The organism is Pseudomonas moraviensis subsp. stanleyae (genome assembly GCF_036283065.1).
GTDB classification, from domain to species: domain Bacteria; phylum Pseudomonadota; class Gammaproteobacteria; order Pseudomonadales; family Pseudomonadaceae; genus Aquipseudomonas; species Aquipseudomonas stanleyae.
Window position 1 is genome coordinate 412,836 of the sequence record NZ_JAADJI010000004.1, and the last position, 14,929, is coordinate 427,764.

Annotated in this window: 13 protein-coding genes; 3 read left to right on the forward strand and 10 right to left on the reverse strand. The window is 60.1% G+C overall.

From position 1 onward, the window contains the following. Window positions 1-216 precede the first annotated feature (216 nt). Both rpsI and rplM read right to left on the reverse strand, forming a co-directional pair. Window positions 217-609, reverse strand: coding sequence for a 30S ribosomal protein S9 (gene rpsI / locus GXB78_RS09290; protein WP_003228056.1), 393 nt, complete (start codon window positions 607-609; stop codon window positions 217-219). Window positions 610-623: 14 nt separating this feature from the next. Further along, window positions 624-1,052, reverse strand: coding sequence for a 50S ribosomal protein L13 (gene rplM / locus GXB78_RS09295; RefSeq protein WP_003228062.1), 429 nt, complete (start codon window positions 1,050-1,052; stop codon window positions 624-626). Window positions 1,053-1,296: 244 nt separating this feature from the next. Between rplM and GXB78_RS09300 the strand changes: the two genes are divergently transcribed. Next, complete coding sequence (locus GXB78_RS09300) at window positions 1,297-2,337, forward strand: NADP(H)-dependent aldo-keto reductase (protein ID WP_039761359.1); 1,041 nt, start codon at window positions 1,297-1,299, stop codon at window positions 2,335-2,337. Between the two features lie 156 nt (window positions 2,338-2,493). On the opposite strand, the gene GXB78_RS09305 is transcribed toward GXB78_RS09300, so the two are convergent. Continuing rightward, window positions 2,494-3,630, reverse strand: a complete 1,137-nt coding sequence (locus GXB78_RS09305) for an acyl-CoA dehydrogenase family protein (RefSeq protein WP_329515174.1) — start codon at window positions 3,628-3,630, stop codon at window positions 2,494-2,496. A gap of 250 nt (window positions 3,631-3,880) precedes the next feature. Between GXB78_RS09305 and GXB78_RS09310 the strand changes: the two genes are divergently transcribed. Continuing rightward, complete coding sequence (locus GXB78_RS09310) at window positions 3,881-4,777, forward strand: GlxA family transcriptional regulator (protein WP_165839204.1); 897 nt, start codon at window positions 3,881-3,883, stop codon at window positions 4,775-4,777. A gap of 175 nt (window positions 4,778-4,952) precedes the next feature. On the opposite strand, the gene zapE is transcribed toward GXB78_RS09310, so the two are convergent. The 3 genes from zapE to GXB78_RS09325 form a co-directional block, all read right to left on the reverse strand. Further along, entirely contained in the window at window positions 4,953-6,047 is a 1,095-nt protein-coding gene (zapE, locus tag GXB78_RS09315) for a cell division protein ZapE (RefSeq protein ID WP_039761353.1), read from the reverse strand. A 90-nt stretch (window positions 6,048-6,137) separates the two neighbouring features. Further along, the gene (locus GXB78_RS09320; RefSeq protein WP_329515175.1) at window positions 6,138-7,493 is read right to left on the reverse strand and encodes a tryptophan--tRNA ligase; all 1,356 of its coding nucleotides are present in this window, start codon (window positions 7,491-7,493) and stop codon (window positions 6,138-6,140) included. Window positions 7,494-7,517: 24 nt separating this feature from the next. Continuing rightward, on the reverse strand, window positions 7,518-8,147 hold the full coding sequence (locus GXB78_RS09325) for an alpha/beta hydrolase (RefSeq protein ID WP_329515176.1): 630 nt from the start codon (window positions 8,145-8,147) through the stop codon (window positions 7,518-7,520). A 144-nt stretch (window positions 8,148-8,291) separates the two neighbouring features. Between GXB78_RS09325 and GXB78_RS09330 the strand changes: the two genes are divergently transcribed. Continuing rightward, window positions 8,292-8,726 (forward strand): YhcB family protein, encoded by a 435-nt coding sequence (locus GXB78_RS09330; protein WP_042609742.1) that lies wholly within the window; start codon window positions 8,292-8,294, stop codon window positions 8,724-8,726. A gap of 225 nt (window positions 8,727-8,951) precedes the next feature. On the opposite strand, the gene GXB78_RS09335 is transcribed toward GXB78_RS09330, so the two are convergent. From GXB78_RS09335 to GXB78_RS09350, 4 genes are all read right to left on the reverse strand, one after another. Further along, the gene (locus tag GXB78_RS09335) at window positions 8,952-9,686 is read right to left on the reverse strand and encodes an OmpA family protein (protein WP_016773250.1); all 735 of its coding nucleotides are present in this window, start codon (window positions 9,684-9,686) and stop codon (window positions 8,952-8,954) included. Window positions 9,687-9,807: 121 nt separating this feature from the next. Next, window positions 9,808-10,452, reverse strand: a complete 645-nt coding sequence (locus GXB78_RS09340; RefSeq protein ID WP_329515177.1) for an MBL fold metallo-hydrolase — start codon at window positions 10,450-10,452, stop codon at window positions 9,808-9,810. 60 nt (window positions 10,453-10,512) lie between these two features. Next, window positions 10,513-13,248, reverse strand: a complete 2,736-nt coding sequence (locus tag GXB78_RS09345) for a LuxR C-terminal-related transcriptional regulator (RefSeq protein ID WP_329515178.1) — start codon at window positions 13,246-13,248, stop codon at window positions 10,513-10,515. A gap of 308 nt (window positions 13,249-13,556) precedes the next feature. Continuing rightward, a complete protein-coding gene (locus GXB78_RS09350) occupies window positions 13,557-14,921 on the reverse strand; it encodes a DUF1329 domain-containing protein (protein WP_123444177.1) in 1,365 nt (454 codons plus the stop codon). Window positions 14,922-14,929 lie beyond the last annotated feature (8 nt).

The window sequence follows — 14,929 nt, forward strand, 5'->3', positions numbered from 1 at the left end:
CAAATGTTACTTATAAAAATTTTGCCCGAATGGTAATGAAAACCCCCAATTCTGACAAGGTTAATTCCCCGGGGCTCACCCCCTCAAGCCTTGGAGTATAGGGGGTCTACGGCTGTGGCAAGTTGTCACAACGCAATTCTTTGATAAATCGCAGGCATAAAAAAACGCCCGCTTCCGTGAGGAGGCGGGCGTTCTTTTTTGAACGTGGAAGCGGAATTAACGCTTCGAGTACTGCGGACGCTTACGCGCTTTACGCAGACCAACTTTCTTACGTTCAACTTCACGGGCGTCGCGGGTAACGAAGCCAGCTTTGCGCAGAGCGCTACGCAGGGTTTCGTCGTAGTCCATCAGAGCGCGAGTGATGCCGTGGCGGATTGCGCCAGCCTGACCACTTACACCACCGCCGATCACGGTGACGTAGATGTCGAACTTCTCGACAGTCTCGGTCAGCTCCAGCGGCTGACGAACTACCATGCGGGCAGTTTCGCGGCCGAAGAAGTTATCCAGCGAACGGTTGTTGATGGAGATGTTACCAGTACCCGGACGCAGGAAAACGCGTGCGGTTGCGGTCTTGCGACGGCCAGTGCCGTAATTTTGAGTCGCCGACATAATGAACTATTCCGTTAAATCTTCAGTTCTTGGGGCTGCTGAGCAGTATGAGGGTGTGCAGCGCCCGCATAGACTTTCAGCTTACGGTACATGTCGCGACCCAGTGGGTTTTTAGGCAGCATGCCTTTAACCGCGGTCTCGATCACGCGCTCAGGGGCTTTGGCGATCAGCTTTTCAAAGTTGATCGACTTGATGCCGCCCGGGAAACCGGAGTGGGAGTAGTACATTTTGTCAGTGGTTTTAGCGCCGGTAACACGGATCTGCTCGGCGTTGATGACGACGATGTAGTCGCCGGTGTCAACGTGAGGAGTGTACTCAGGCTTGTGCTTGCCACGCAGACGGCTCGCGATTTCGGTGGCCAGACGACCCAGGGTCTGACCAGCAGCGTCGACGACAAACCAGTCGCGCTTTACTGTTTCCGGTTTAGCAGTAAAAGTTTTCATTCTTTATAGCCTCAGGGGCCGCCTGTAAATAAGACGGCGGATCTTACTGAATAGTGCGTACTTTGACAAGTCAAAGGCAGCCGGATACAGACGCTTTCGGGGGCTCGGGTCGGCGCGTCCGTTCAACGGCAAGATTCTTCGGCGGCGGCGCATCACTTCCACTGCAGAAAGAGGTCGGCAATTATGCAGATTGCGAAAAATTTTTCAACCTGCTTTTATGATTGTTTTGCCCAAGGAGCACCCGATGGACTATCGCCAGCTAGGCCGTACCGACCTGAACGTGAGTGCAATCTGCCTCGGCACCATGACCTGGGGCGAGCAAAACACTGAGGCTGAAGCCTTCGCCCAGATTGAACGGGCGAAAGAAGCGGGGATCAATTTCCTCGACACCGCCGAAATGTATCCGGTGCCGCCAAAAGCCGAAACCTACGCCACCACCGAGCGCTATATCGGCAATTACTTCAAGAGTCGCGGCGACCGTGCCGACTGGATCCTCGCCAGCAAGATCGCCGGTCCCGGCAACACCATCGATTACATCCGCGACAAGAACCTGCGCCACAACCGTCAGCACATCACCGAAGCGCTGGACGGCAGCCTCAAGCGCCTGCAGACCGATTACATCGATCTGTATCAACTGCACTGGCCGGAACGCAGCACCAACTTTTTCGGACAGTTGGGCTACAAGCACAAGATCGAAGCCAACCTGACGCCGCTGGAAGACACCCTCGAAGCCCTCGACGAACAAGTGAAGGCCGGCAAGATCCGCCATATCGGGCTGTCCAACGAGACGCCGTGGGGCACCATGCGCTTTCTCGCTCTGGCCGAAGCCCGTGGCTGGCCGCGTGCGGTGTCGATCCAGAACCCGTACAACCTGCTCAACCGCAGCTTCGAGGTGGGTCTGGCGGAGATCGCCATTCGCGAACAGTGCGGCCTGCTTGCCTATTCGCCACTGGCGTTCGGCTTCCTCTCCGGCAAGTACGAGGGCGGCGCCCGTCCACCGAAAGGCCGCCTGAGCCTCTACAGCCGCTTCAGCCGCTATTTCAACCCGCAATCGGAAGCGGCGTGCAGCCGTTACGTGGCCCTGGCCCGTGAACACGGTCTGGACCCAGCGCAAATGGCCCTGGCCTTCGTGACCCAGCAACCGTTTGTCACCAGCAACATCATTGGCGCGACGACGCTTGAGCAACTGGACAGCAACATTGCCAGTTTTGATCTGAAACTGTCTGATGAAGTGCTGGCCGGGATCGAGGCGATTCACAAGGATCATCCGAACCCTGCGCCTTGAATGACCGCTAGAAGCTTCGCGAGCAGGCTCGCTCCCACAGGTACGGTGATCCCCTGTGGGAGCGAGCCTGCTCGCGAAGAGGCCTGTCAGATTACCTCAACAGCGGAACGCGGAGCGTCCCCGGCGGCGTTCCCACGCAGAGCGTGGGAACGATCATCAGAGTGACCGCGCAATAATCTCCTTCATGATTTCATTGGTGCCGGCATAGATCCGCTGCACCCGTGCATCCGCCCACGCCCGGGCCACCGGGTATTCCCACATGAAGCCGTAGCCACCATGCAATTGCACGCACTCGTCGAGCACCTTGCATTGCAGGTCGGTACCCCAATACTTGGCCATCGCCGCCGTCGGCACATCGAGTTTGCCTTGCAGGTGCAGCTCCAGGCAGCGGTCGACGAAGACCCGGCCGATCTGGATCTCGGTAGCCATCTCGGCCAGTTTGAAGCGGGTGTTCTGGAAATCGGCAATCGCCTTGCCGAAGGCCTTGCGATCACGGGTGTAGTCCAGCGTCCATTGCAGTGCCGCCTCGGCCGAGGCCAGCCCGCCGATGGCCACGGTCAGGCGCTCCTGCGGTAACTCCTGCATCAGATAGGCGAAGCCGGCTCCCGCCTGTCCGAGAAGGTTTTCCTTCGGCACACGTACATCCTGGAAGAACAATTCCGAAGTGTCCTGCGCTTTCATGCCGACCTTCTCCAGGCGCTTGCCCTTTTCGAAGCCCGGCGTGTTCGCCTCCACCAGAAACAGGCTGGTGCCTTTGGCGCCAGCCTTCGGATCAGTCTTGGCGACCACGATGACCAGGTCAGCCAGAAAGCCATTGGTGATAAAGGTTTTCGAGCCGTTGATCACGTATTCGTCACCGTCCAGCACCGCCGTGGTTTTCACCCCTTGCAGGTCAGAACCGGCGCCAGGCTCGGTCATGGCAATCGCCGTGACCATTTCGCCCGAGACCAGTTTCGGCAAGTACCTGTGCTTCAGCGCTTCGCTGCCGTAATGCAGGATGTACGGCGCGACGATGTCCGAATGCAGGGAAAAGCCGATGCCGGTCAGGCCCAGGCGCCCGACTTCTTCAATCACCACGGCGCTGTACAAAAAATCCGCGCCCAGCCCGCCGTACTCCTCCGGCAGATGCGAGCAAAGCATCCCCGCCTCCCCCGCCTTGTTCCACAGCGCGCGATCGATGTGCCCCTGCTTCTCCCACTGCGCGTGATAGGGCACGGCCTCTTTTTCGAGGAACGTTCGTACGCTTTCGCGGAACAATTCGTGCTCGGAGCTGAACAGGGTTCTGGGGATCATGCGGCACCTTTCTTTGTTGTTGGAGGGATACGGCTCACAGAGACTAAGCCCGACTCCTGCTACGGGACACTGGACACATCCGACAAAAAATAAGACGATCCAGCCGTCTGGTGACCACTTTCCCTTATAAAAACAAAACAAAAGTTGAATTATGTCCAAGCACGTCTCCCCGCCATTGCGGCGCGTCAGCATCCTGGCCATCGACCGGGTTTTCGCTTACACCCTCATGCAGGCCAAGGATTTTTTCCATGTGGCCAGCCTGCGCTACGGCAAACAACTGGGCCATGGCCTGACACCGGCGTTCGAAACGCGCCTGGTCAGCCCCGATGGCAAACCGGTGAAAAGCTTCAGCGACGTGGTCATGCCGGTCGACGGCGGCCTGGAAAACGCCGATGTGATCATCCTCCCGGCGTTCTGGGACGATTTCGACACGCTGTGCAGCCGCTATCCGCAAATCCTGCCGTGGCTGCGCGAACAGCATGCGCGCGGCGCGGTGTTGTGCGGCGAAGCCACCGGGGTGTTCTGGCTCGCCGAGGCCGGGCTGCTCAATGGCAAGGAGGCGACCACCTACTGGCGCTTCTTCAATGCCTTCGCCGAGCGCTTCCCCAAGGTCTATCTGAATCAGGACAAACACCTGACCGATGCCGATAACCTCTACTGCGCCGGCGGCACCACCTCGGCTTGTGACCTCTACATCTATCTGATCGAACGCTTCTGCGGCTCGAACGTGGCGCAAGCCGTGGCCCGCGACATCCTTTACGAGGTGCAGCGCAGCTATTCGCCGGGGCGTATCGGGTTCGGCGGGCAGAAGCTGCATCAGGACGTGATCATCCTGCAGATCCAGCACTGGCTCGAAGAGCATTTCGCCGACAAGTTCCGCTTCGAGGACGTCGCCCGTGAACACGGCATGAGCATCCGCAATTTCATGCGCCGCTTCCAGACCGCGACCGGCGACAAGCCGCTGCACTACTTGCAGCGCCTGCGCATCGAGACCGCCAAGGGCTTGCTTTCGGGCACGCGCAAGAGCATCAAGACCATCAGTTATGAGGTCGGTTACGACGATGCGAGCTTCTTTGCGAGGTTGTTCCGACAGCACACGGAGTTGTCGCCGAATCAGTATCGGCAGCAGTTTCAGCAGGCTGCGTAAACTCAACTGCGCAATCCAATGTGGGAGCGAGCCTGCTCGCGAATACGTACTTACCCTCAACATTGACGTTGCTGACACTGCGCTATCGCGAGCAGGCTCGCTCCCACAGGGAAAAACCTCAGCGCACAAAAAAAGGGCCTGCAATCGCAGGCCCTTTTTTTTACCGAAATTCCACTTAAGGCTTGTGCGCCCGCGACAGAAACTCGTGGGATTGCATCTCCAGCAATCGGCTCAGCGTGCGCTGGAATTCAAACGTCAGACGGCCGCCGGTGTACAGATCCTTCAGCTCGACTTCGGCAGAAATGATCAGCTTGACGTTGCGATCGTAGAACTCGTCGACCATGTTGATGAAGCGACGGGCGATGTCGTCGGTGGTGACGCTCATCTGCTCGACGCCGCTGAGCAGCACCGCGTGGAAGATCTTGCCCAGTTCGATGTAGTCGTTCTGGCTGCGCGGGCCGTCGCACAGTTCGCGGAAGTCGAACCAGGCCACGTCATCACAGGTACGCAGCGCACGGATCTCGCGGTTCTCGATGATCAGTACGTCATTTTCGACCGCGGCGGTGCACTCCGGCGTCAGTGCCTTGAAGCTTTTGCGCAGGCTTTCGTGGGCGGCTTCGTCGAGCGGATAGTGGAACAGCTCGGCTTGCTCGAGGTGACGCAGACGATAATCGACGCCGCTGTCGACGTTGACGATCTCGGTGTTCTGCTTGATCAGCGCAATGGCCGGCAGGAAGCGCGCGCGTTGCAGGCCATCCTTGTACAGGCCATCCGGCACGATGTTCGAGGTCGCGACCAGGGTCACGCCGTTCTTGAACAGCTCTTCCATCAACGTGCCGAGGATCATCGCGTCGGTGATGTCGGAGACGAAGAATTCATCGAAGCAGATCACCCGCGACTCGGCCGCGAAGCGCTTGGCGATGATGGTCAGCGGGTTCTTTTCGCCGCCCAGGGTCTTCATTTCTTCGTGCACACGCTTCATGAAGCGGTGGAAGTGCGTGCGGGTCTTTTCCTTGAACGGCAGCGCTTCGAAGAAAGTGTCGACCAGGTAAGTCTTGCCGCGACCGACGCCGCCCCAGAAATACAGGCCCTTGACCGGTGCCTGATCCTTTTTGCCAAACAGCTTGCCGAGGAAGCCCGGCTTGTTCTGGTCGGCGGCGATCAAGTCGTCGTACAGACGCTGCAAGTGACGCACAGCAGTTTCCTGCGCGGCGTCATGGAAGAAGTCCGGGCGTTTCAGATCAGCTTGATATCGTTCTAGGGGCGTCATAATTCGTTAGCAAGGCAACAAAAACGGGCCGTCACTGTAGCGACGGCCTGTGGGAATGGCAATCGGCCCTTGGTCGGGTCGTGCCGCCGATCAGTCCTGAGCCGGGGTCAGCGCGACGCGCAATGCCGCGATGGCGGCGTCTCGCGCGGCAGCATCGGCGAAGGCCGGGCTGTCGCCCACGCACTCACCAGCCAGCCAGACGCTGAAGCTCAGGTCTTCAGTGCGTACGTCCAGCGGTTCGCCGGACTGCAACTGTTTGGTCGCCTGCCCGGCGGTTTTGCCGTCGGCGAAGTTGCGCGACAGCAGCAATTGCTCGCCATCGGCCGCCAGCAGACGGAAACGGAAACTGCCGTCGTCCTCGCGGAAGCTGACGAAACGCGCGGCTTTCGCGGCTTTCTTCTTGGTGGTCGCAGCGACCTGAACCTGATTGACGAAAGAACGCAGGCCAACGGCTTCACGCAACTCGTTGAGGAACGGCGTGGCCACGGCACGGGCCTTCTTCGCACCAATCTGCAGGATGTCTTCCAGGTCCGCCGGACGCTCGATCAACTGGTGATACTTCTCGCGCGCCTCGCCCAGCTCGTTGTCGAGCAACTGGAACAGACGATTCTTCGCCTCGCCCCAGCCCAGACCACCGAGCAGTTCGCTGCGGAACTCGTCAGCCTGCGCCGGGGTGGCGAAGGCCTGGAACAGAGTGAACAGGTGCGAGTTGTCCGGATCTTTCGCTTCGCCCGGGGCCTTGGAGTCGGTGACGATCCGCGAGATCGCGTCCTTCATCTCTTTGGCGCTGGAGAACAACGGGATGGTGTTGTCGTAGCTCTTCGACATCTTGCGACCGTCGAGGCCTGGCAAGGTCGCCACGCTTTCTTCGATCAGCGCCTCGGGCATGGTGAAGAATTCTTTGCCCTGACCGAACAGATGGTTGAAACGCTGGCCGATGTCGCGGGCCATTTCCACGTGCTGAATCTGATCGCGACCGACCGGCACCTTGTGCGCGTTGAACATCAGGATGTCCGCGGCCATCAGTACCGGATAGCTGTAGAGGCCCATGGTGATACCGGCATCCGGGTCTTCACCCGTCTCAACGTTCTTGTCCACCGAGGCCTTGTAGGCGTGCGCGCGGTTGAGCAGGCCCTTGGCCGCGACGCAAGTCAGCAGCCAGGTCAGCTCGGGGATTTCCGGGATGTCGGACTGGCGGTAGAAGGTTACGCGATCGACATCGAGGCCACCGGCCAGCCACGTCGCGGCGATTTCCAGACGCGAGCGCTGGATGCGCAGCGGGTCATCGCATTTGATCAGGGCATGGTAATCGGCCAGGAAGTAGAACGAATCGGCCTGGCTGTCGCGGCTGGCGAGGATTGCCGGGCGGATCGCGCCAGCGTAGTTGCCCAGATGCGGCGTGCCGGTGGTGGTGATGCCGGTGAGAATGCGGGTACGGTTGGTCATGGGTAATCGCTTGTCAGACTGCAATCAATTCGAGAGACGCGGCAGCAGCAGATCCTTGAGATCGGTCAGCTTGCCGTGAAAAAAGTGTCCGCATTCTGCCACTTTCAGCAGCTCATGGGGGCGCTGGAGTTGTTCGGACCATTGGTAAACCAGTTGCGGATCGATGACTTCGTCGGTTTCCGGCTGGATCACGGTCAACGCGCCGTGCTGCGGCAGGTGATCCTGCTCGCCCAGACGCATCACCGCCGGCGCGACCATGAACAGATGCTCAAGCTGCACGCCCTGGGCTTCGAGACGGCCGCCGAGACTTGCTGCAACAAATCCGCCGAAGGAGAAACCGAACAGGGTCAGCGGCAGGTGCGGGTGTTTTTCGCGCAGCCATGCGGCGGCGGCCTGGGCATCATCGACTTCACCCGTGCCCATATCGTGCGTGCCCTGGCTGGCGCCGACGCCGCGATAGTTGAAGCGCAAGGTGATCAGGCCTGCGTCGCGCGCGGTGCGCTGCAGGGTCGAGACGACCTTGTTGAGCATGGTGCCGCCCTGCACCGGGTTCGGATGGCAGATCAGCGCGATGCCGCGCGGCTGCTCGTTATCCAGGTAAAGGCTTTCCAATTGACCCACCGGGCCATCAATCACTACAGGGGTTTCACGCATCAGCAAGGGAGGAACTCCGTGACCTCGAATCGGGTCGACTCGTCTAGCAAATTGTCTGTGCCAATCTATTGCGAGTGAATCGCGGTATACAGCGCAGGTTCGAGCCGTTAACGTAAAGCAAAGCCGTTTATAGAGGAAGGACTCGTGGAACACTCGCTCTTAGTTTGGTTGTTACCGACTCTTGCCCTGGTTGTGGGTGTCGCCATTGGATTCCTGATCGCGCGCGTTGCGCCGAACGCCGCACCGAGCCGTACGCAGCGTCAACTGGATGATATCCAGGAGCGTTTCGACAGTTACCAGAACGAAGTGGTCACCCACTTCAACAGCACCGCGATGCTGGTCAAGAAGCTCACTCAGAGCTATCAGGAAGTGCAGGATCATCTCGCTGAGGGCGCCAATCGTCTGGCCCTGGACGAGCAGACCCGCCAGCGTCTGATCGCCGCCCTGCACGCCGACGCGGCGCAGGCACCACGCGAACGCCTGACGCCACCGCGCGATCAGGAGCCGCCGCGTGACTATGCACCGAAGAATCCGAACTCGCCGGGCATGCTCGATGAGCATTACGGTTTGAAGAAGTAAGCGGTCTTCGCTGCAAACAAAAAGCCCCCGGACAGTGATGTGTCCGGGGGCTTTTTTGTATCTGGATCTTCGGTGCCTGTGCCGGCCTCTTCGCGAGCAGGCTCGCTCCCACAGGGGGAATGCATTTCAAATGTGGGAGCGAGCCTGCTCGCGAAAGGGTCCCCACCGATGACATAAAAAAATGCCCGATCACAAGACCGGGCATTTCTTCATCCAGGCAATCGCTTACGGATACTGCTGCACCGTACCCGGCTGTTGCTGCTGACCACCATACTGCTGGCCCGGAATCGCCTTCAGGTTGACTTCGACCCGGCGGTTCTGCGCGCGGCCATTGACGTCACCGTTGCTGGCAATCGGGTTATCCGGACCGGCGCCACGAGCCGACAGGTTGGCACCGCTGACGCCTTGCGAGGTCAGGTAGGTTGCCACGCTCTGCGCACGACGCTGGGACAGGTCCATGTTGTGCTGGCGGCTACCGGTGCTGTCGGTGTAACCGACGATTTCGATCTGGTTCTGGTTGAACTCTTTCAGCGAGTTGGCCAGGTTGTTCAGCGGTTGATAGAAGCTGGACGCGATGTTTGCCGAATCGGTGGCAAAAGTGATGTTGCCCGGCATGATCAGCTTGATCTGATCGCCCTGACGCTGCACTTCAACGCCGGTGTTGGCCATGCTCGCGCGCAGTTTCTTTTCCTGCTGGTCGGCGTAATAGCCGTAGCCGGCGGCGGAGGCACCGACGACAGCAGCGCCGATCAAGGCGCCCTTGCCACGGTTGTCGTGGCCGATGGCGGCACCGGCGAGAGCGCCTGCCAGCGCACCGAGGCCACCGTATTTGGCGGTTTTGCTCATGCCTTGCGAGCCACCGTCGGCCTGACCCTGATTGTCATACGGGTTGGGCGAGGCGCAGCCGGACAGCACGGCCACGGCAGTAGCGACAATAATCAAACGACGCGTGGTGAACATGGAGAGCTCCTGGTTTTTTTGCATTCTGTGGTGCAGTGGCCACTGATCAACCAATGGACCTGCGCGGGCGTTGGATCATGACAATGCGCAAAAATTCCGCCGCACACCCGTGACAAAAAATTCAGGCACGCACAAACGGGTTCTCGCGCATCTCATCACCCAGACGCGTATCCGGGCCGTGCCCGGTGACAACCGTCGCGTCTTCGTCCAGCGTGTACAGCCGCTGCTTGATCGAACGCACGATGGTCGCCTGATCGCCGCCCCACAAATCCGTACGCCCTACCCCGCGACGAAACAACGTGTCGCCGGCTATCAACAGCTTAGCCTCGGAAAACCAAAAGCTCATGGAGCCTGGCGTATGCCCCGGCGTATGCAGTGCCACGCCGCAGCCGCAGGCCAGTTCTTCGTCATCGCTCAACCATCGATCTGGCGACGGCACCGGCGTGTACGGCACGCCGAACATCTGGCATTGCATCTCCAGATTGTCCCAGAGGAACTGGTCTTCCTTGTGCAGATGCAGGGTCGCACCGGTTTTCTCCTTCATCTGCCCCGAGGCGAGAAAGTGATCGAGATGAGCGTGGGTATGGATGATGCTGACGACTTTCAGGCCATGGGCATCAAGTCGCGCCATGATCAGGTCGGGATTGCCGCCCGGATCGACGACGATGGCTTTTTTTGTGATTGGGTCGCCGATGATCGTGCAGTTGCACTGCAACGGGCCGACGGGGAAGGTATCGCGGATAAGCGCAGGGCTTGGCGTGGTCATGGAAAATCCTGGACAAGGGTCAACATTGTTGGCAACGGCCGATAGCAAATTTTACCGTTGCTAAAGCAATAACCCCAACGCCTTTGCCCGCGCCACTGCCTGGGTACGCCGCTCGACGCCCAGCTTGCTGTTGATATGGCTGGCGTGGGTTTTCACGGTGTGCAGCGAGATGAACAACTGCTCGCTGATTTCCTGATTGGAACAGCCCTGAGCGATCAGGCGCAGTACGGCCAGTTCACGGCTGCTGAGTTGTTCGGTCGCTGAGCTTTCCATTGTCGGGCGCGGTGCCGCAGCCGGGAAATGCGTGAGCAATTGCTGGCTCACGGCGTTGCCAGTGGTTGCCTGCAACTGGCCTCGCAGCCAGTCGGCATGGCTTTTGAGCAGTGCATCGAAAGGTTGATAGACCCCGCCGGCAGCAGCTTCCAGCGCCAGATTCAAGGTTTTGCGCGCTTCGGGCTCGCGTCCACTCGCCAGTAGCAGCGCCACCTTCTGCGTCAACGCCATTACGCTGAGCAACTGCCGCCCGGTCTGCTGGCCGTTTTCATGCAACACGTTCAATCGCCCTTCGGCGAGCATCGGTTGCCCCTGAATCAAATCGAGCAGCGCCTGTTGCAGTTCCACATGCAGCGGCAGCTGTGGATGAAACTCCGGCGGTGCGGCCGCGTGTTCGCCGGTGTAGGTCTGGCCCAATCGTGCGAGCCATGCCTCGGCGAGATCGATGCGGCCCTGGGCCAGCCATAGTTCGCATTTGACCAGGGTGATCATCGCCAGATAGTAGATCGGCGGCACGTCCCAGATGTGCATCAGGCGTTCGGCTTCGGCGAGTTCGGCGAAGGCCTTGGCGAACTCACCACTGGCCCCGTCCAGGCGAGCGATCACGCAGTGGCCGATCAGCACGCTGATGTCGCGACAGGCCCGCGCCTCGCCAATCCCGGCGAGCAGACGTACGCGTGCGGCCTGCGGCTGCAAACGCATCGCCAGCAGAAAACCTTCGTACAGCGTCAGCCGCGCGCGTACGGCGTACAGTCGTTGCGGCGACAGGCCACGCAAGCGTTCCAGACCCTGATGCACTTCATCCAGCGCACGCAGAATCTCGCCCCGCGATTGCAGAACCCGCGCCCTGTCGTAATGCGCCAGTGCTTCGAATAATGGATTGCCGACCCGTTGCGCCAGCTCGAGGGATTCACGGTTCAGCCCACGGGCGCGCCACAGATCGCCGTCGGCGATCGCCAGATTGGACAAGGTCGACAGGCACATCAGCCGCTGGCCATAACGCTTGGCCGGCAGGCTCTCCAGCGCCTCGCTGCAATAGCGCAAGGTCAGTTCGCGATGGCCGCGTCCGCGAGCGATGATCCCGCTCAGCGCCAGCCACTGCGCCAGCATGGATTTCTGCGCCGTGGCTGAAGGTGCTGGCAGGAAGCGGCTCAAATGGCTGGCCAATTCTTCAGCGGCGTCGAGCTGACAGGCCAGGCCCAGTGCCCAGCTGTACAGCACGATCAGCCGTGGCGTGCTGATCAGCAGGCTGTCGGGCAAATCCATTTTCCAACGCAGCAGCATGCCGACGTTCTGCTCGGCGAGCAGCTGTTCTTCGGACAGGTTCTGCACCAGGTTCGCCGCGACATCGAGATGCCCTGCACGCAGGGCCTGCTCCACCGCTTCGTCGAGCAAGCCCTGTGCGTTGAACCAGCGGCAGGCGCGCAAATGCAGGGTGGCGGTGGGCACCATCGCCTGGGCGATCGGCCGGCTGCGCAACAAGTCGGAGAACAAATGGTGATAGCGGTACCAGTGACCGTGCTCGTCCAGCGGCACCAGAAACACCTGATGGGCAAGCAGAAAGCGCAGGATTTCCGCGCTGTCATGGGCTTCGCGCACAGCGTCGCACAGTTCGCTGCAAAAGCGTTCCTGCGGGGCGGTTTCGTAGAGGAAGGATTGCACCTCGGCTGGCAGGCAATCGATGACTTCTTCGAGCAGGTAGTCGCGTATCAGCCCTTCTCCGCCGTTCAGCGCTTGCGGCAGTGCAGCATCGCCGCCCGCCTCGGCTGCCGCCAACAGCCAGAAGCGCAGGCCGGCGACCCAGCCTTCGCTGCGCTGGATCAGGTTTTCCAGTGCTTCGCCGCGCAGTGAGCTGCTGTGGCGATCGAGCAGGGTCAGGGCTTCGTCGTGGGTCAGGCGCAAATCCTGTTCGTGCAGCTCGAGCAACTGCCGCGACAGGCGCAGACGCGCCAGATGCCAGTCCGGGCGCTGCCGACTGGTGACCATCACCAGCAAGCCATCGGGCAAATGATTGAGGAAGAATTGCAGACAACGATCCAGCACCGGCCCTTGGGCGAGGTGGTAGTCGTCGAGCACCAGCAGCAGCGGTGCAGCAGGATCGAGATGCAGCACCAGCTCATCGAGCAGACCGTCGAGCCACTCTTCGAAAGCAAACGGCTGATGACGCTGACGCATTTTCAACAGGCCGAGGGCACCAGCGCCCAAGGCCGGAAAATAATCTTGCAGACCTTCAAGCAAGCGCTCAAGAAAACGTCCGGGATCACTGTCACGCGGACTCAAACCCAACCATAGACTTTGCCAGTGCGCCGGCAGACTCTGACAGAACTCCACCGCCAGCGAGCTCTTGCCGAACCCCGCCGGGGCGCTCACCAGCAGCAACCGACCACCGAGCCCGGCCTGCAGACGCTGGCAAAGGCGTGGCCGCAAGACATAGCCATCAGGCAGCGGCGGGCGGAAAAAACGCCCGTCCAGTGCTGCGACGGTGATGCTTGCGGGACCCGGAAGTGGGGACAGATCAGTCATGGCCGGCTCTTGTTCGAAGGCGATTGGCGGCGTTGCAGATGTCCGCAGCCTAGCCTTAAACGAAGAGGTAATGAAGGTAGCTGCTACAAATGGCTACAAAAAGCCTGCATCCACTACGACCCTCCCCTGTAGGAGCTGCCGAAGGCTGCGATCTTTTGATCTCGCTTTTGCTGTTACAAAGGCAAAGTCAAAAGATCGCAGCCTTCGTCAGCTCCTACATGAGTGGTGCGGCGTAAACCCGCACGCAAAAAAACGCCCCGAACCGGCCGGGGCGTTTTCATGAGGATGCGGCCTCGGTTTACCCAGGTTTAGCGCACACCGTCCTGACGCAGAGCGGCCGGGGTGAAGTCGCTGGTGGTGGCGGTGAAGCCGAAGTCATAGGCCTGCTTCTCTTCGTTCTTCATGCCCAGTGCCAGATAACGGCCGGACTGCAGGTCGTAGAGGGTTTCGAGGGCGTACCACGGCACTTGCTTGTCGTAGTAGTTCTCGGCATGCGCCTCGGCTACGCGCCACAGTTGGCCACGACCGTCGTAGTGGTCGATCACCGCGGCTTGCCAGGTGTCCTCGTCAATGTAGAAGTCACGCTTGGCGTAGATGTGGCGCTGACCTTCCTTCAGGGTCGCGGTGACATGCCAGACGCGGCGCAGCTCGTAACGTGCCAGGTCCTGGTTGATGTGACCGGCCTTGATGATGTCCGAGTACTTCAGTTTCGGATCGTCGAGCTTGTAGCTGTCGGAGGCGATGTACATCTCTTTCTTGCCTTCGAGCTTCCAGTCGTAACGATCCGGCGCACCGTTGTACATGTCGAGGTTGTCGGAAGTACGCAGACCGTCGGCGGCAGTACCCGGGCCGTCATACGACACTTGCGGTGCACGACGCACCCGACGCTGACCGGCGTTGTAGACCCACGCCGAACGCGGCTCTTTCACTTGGTCCAGGGTTTCGTGCACCAACAGTACGCCACCGGCCAGCCGCGCCGGCGCGGTCACTTTCTGCTTGAAGTAGAACAGGATGTTGCCCGGGTTCGCCGGATCGTAGTCTTTCATCTTGTCGCGGAACACGAACTGATCCTGGAAGTACACCAGGCTGTACGAGCCGTTCGGTTGCGGAGTGGCCTGGGTCACCAGACGGGTCACGCTGCCGCCGCGATAGCGGGTGATGTGGTTCCAGATCACTTCCACACCGGTTTTCGGGATCGGAAACGGCACGGCGGTATCAAAGTTTTCCAGACCGTTGCCGCCCGATACCAGGTTGGTGCTGGTGGCGTTTTTCTTGATGGCGGCGAATACGTCATCCGGCACGGTGGCACCGCGGTGGGACGGATAGACCGGCATCTTGAAGGTTTCCGGGTAGCGCTTGAACATCGCGTACTGGCCCGGGGCAAGCTTGTCCTTGTACTTGTCTACGTCCTTGGCGGTGATGGTGAACAGCGGCTGCTCACTGGCGTAAGGGTTGGACAGGAAGCCCTTGCTGTCGACGCTGCCGGCATTTTTCGGCAGCGGTTTCCACGCGGGGATCGAACCGTCGGCGTTACCGGCCATTTCCGCGCCCATCGGCGTGAGGCTCTTGCCCAGTTTATCCGCTTCGGCAGCAGGCACCGCCGCCATGACACTGGTCGCCAGCAGCGACAGGCCCAGAACACCGGCGTGGAACAGACTCTTTGTTATTTTCATAAATTCGT

Excerpts from the sequence above, each read along its gene's own strand:
- GXB78_RS09300 (WP_039761359.1), top strand. The coding sequence starts at position 1,297 with ATGGACTATCGCCAGCTAGGCCGTACCGACCTGAACGTGAGTGCAATC.
- rpsI (WP_003228056.1), bottom strand. The coding sequence starts at position 609 with ATGTCGGCGACTCAAAATTACGGCACTGGCCGTCGCAAGACCGCAACC.
- GXB78_RS09345 (WP_329515178.1), bottom strand. The coding sequence starts at position 13,248 with ATGACTGATCTGTCCCCACTTCCGGGTCCCGCAAGCATCACCGTCGCA.
- GXB78_RS09350 (WP_123444177.1), bottom strand. The coding sequence starts at position 14,921 with ATGAAAATAACAAAGAGTCTGTTCCACGCCGGTGTTCTGGGCCTGTCG.
- zapE (WP_039761353.1), bottom strand. The coding sequence starts at position 6,047 with ATGACGCCCCTAGAACGATATCAAGCTGATCTGAAACGCCCGGACTTC.
- rplM (WP_003228062.1), bottom strand. The coding sequence starts at position 1,052 with ATGAAAACTTTTACTGCTAAACCGGAAACAGTAAAGCGCGACTGGTTT.
- GXB78_RS09335 (WP_016773250.1), bottom strand. The coding sequence starts at position 9,686 with ATGTTCACCACGCGTCGTTTGATTATTGTCGCTACTGCCGTGGCCGTG.
- GXB78_RS09325 (WP_329515176.1), bottom strand. The coding sequence starts at position 8,147 with ATGCGTGAAACCCCTGTAGTGATTGATGGCCCGGTGGGTCAATTGGAA.
- GXB78_RS09340 (WP_329515177.1), bottom strand. The coding sequence starts at position 10,452 with ATGACCACGCCAAGCCCTGCGCTTATCCGCGATACCTTCCCCGTCGGC.
- GXB78_RS09305 (WP_329515174.1), bottom strand. The coding sequence starts at position 3,630 with ATGATCCCCAGAACCCTGTTCAGCTCCGAGCACGAATTGTTCCGCGAA.
- GXB78_RS09320 (WP_329515175.1), bottom strand. The coding sequence starts at position 7,493 with ATGACCAACCGTACCCGCATTCTCACCGGCATCACCACCACCGGCACG.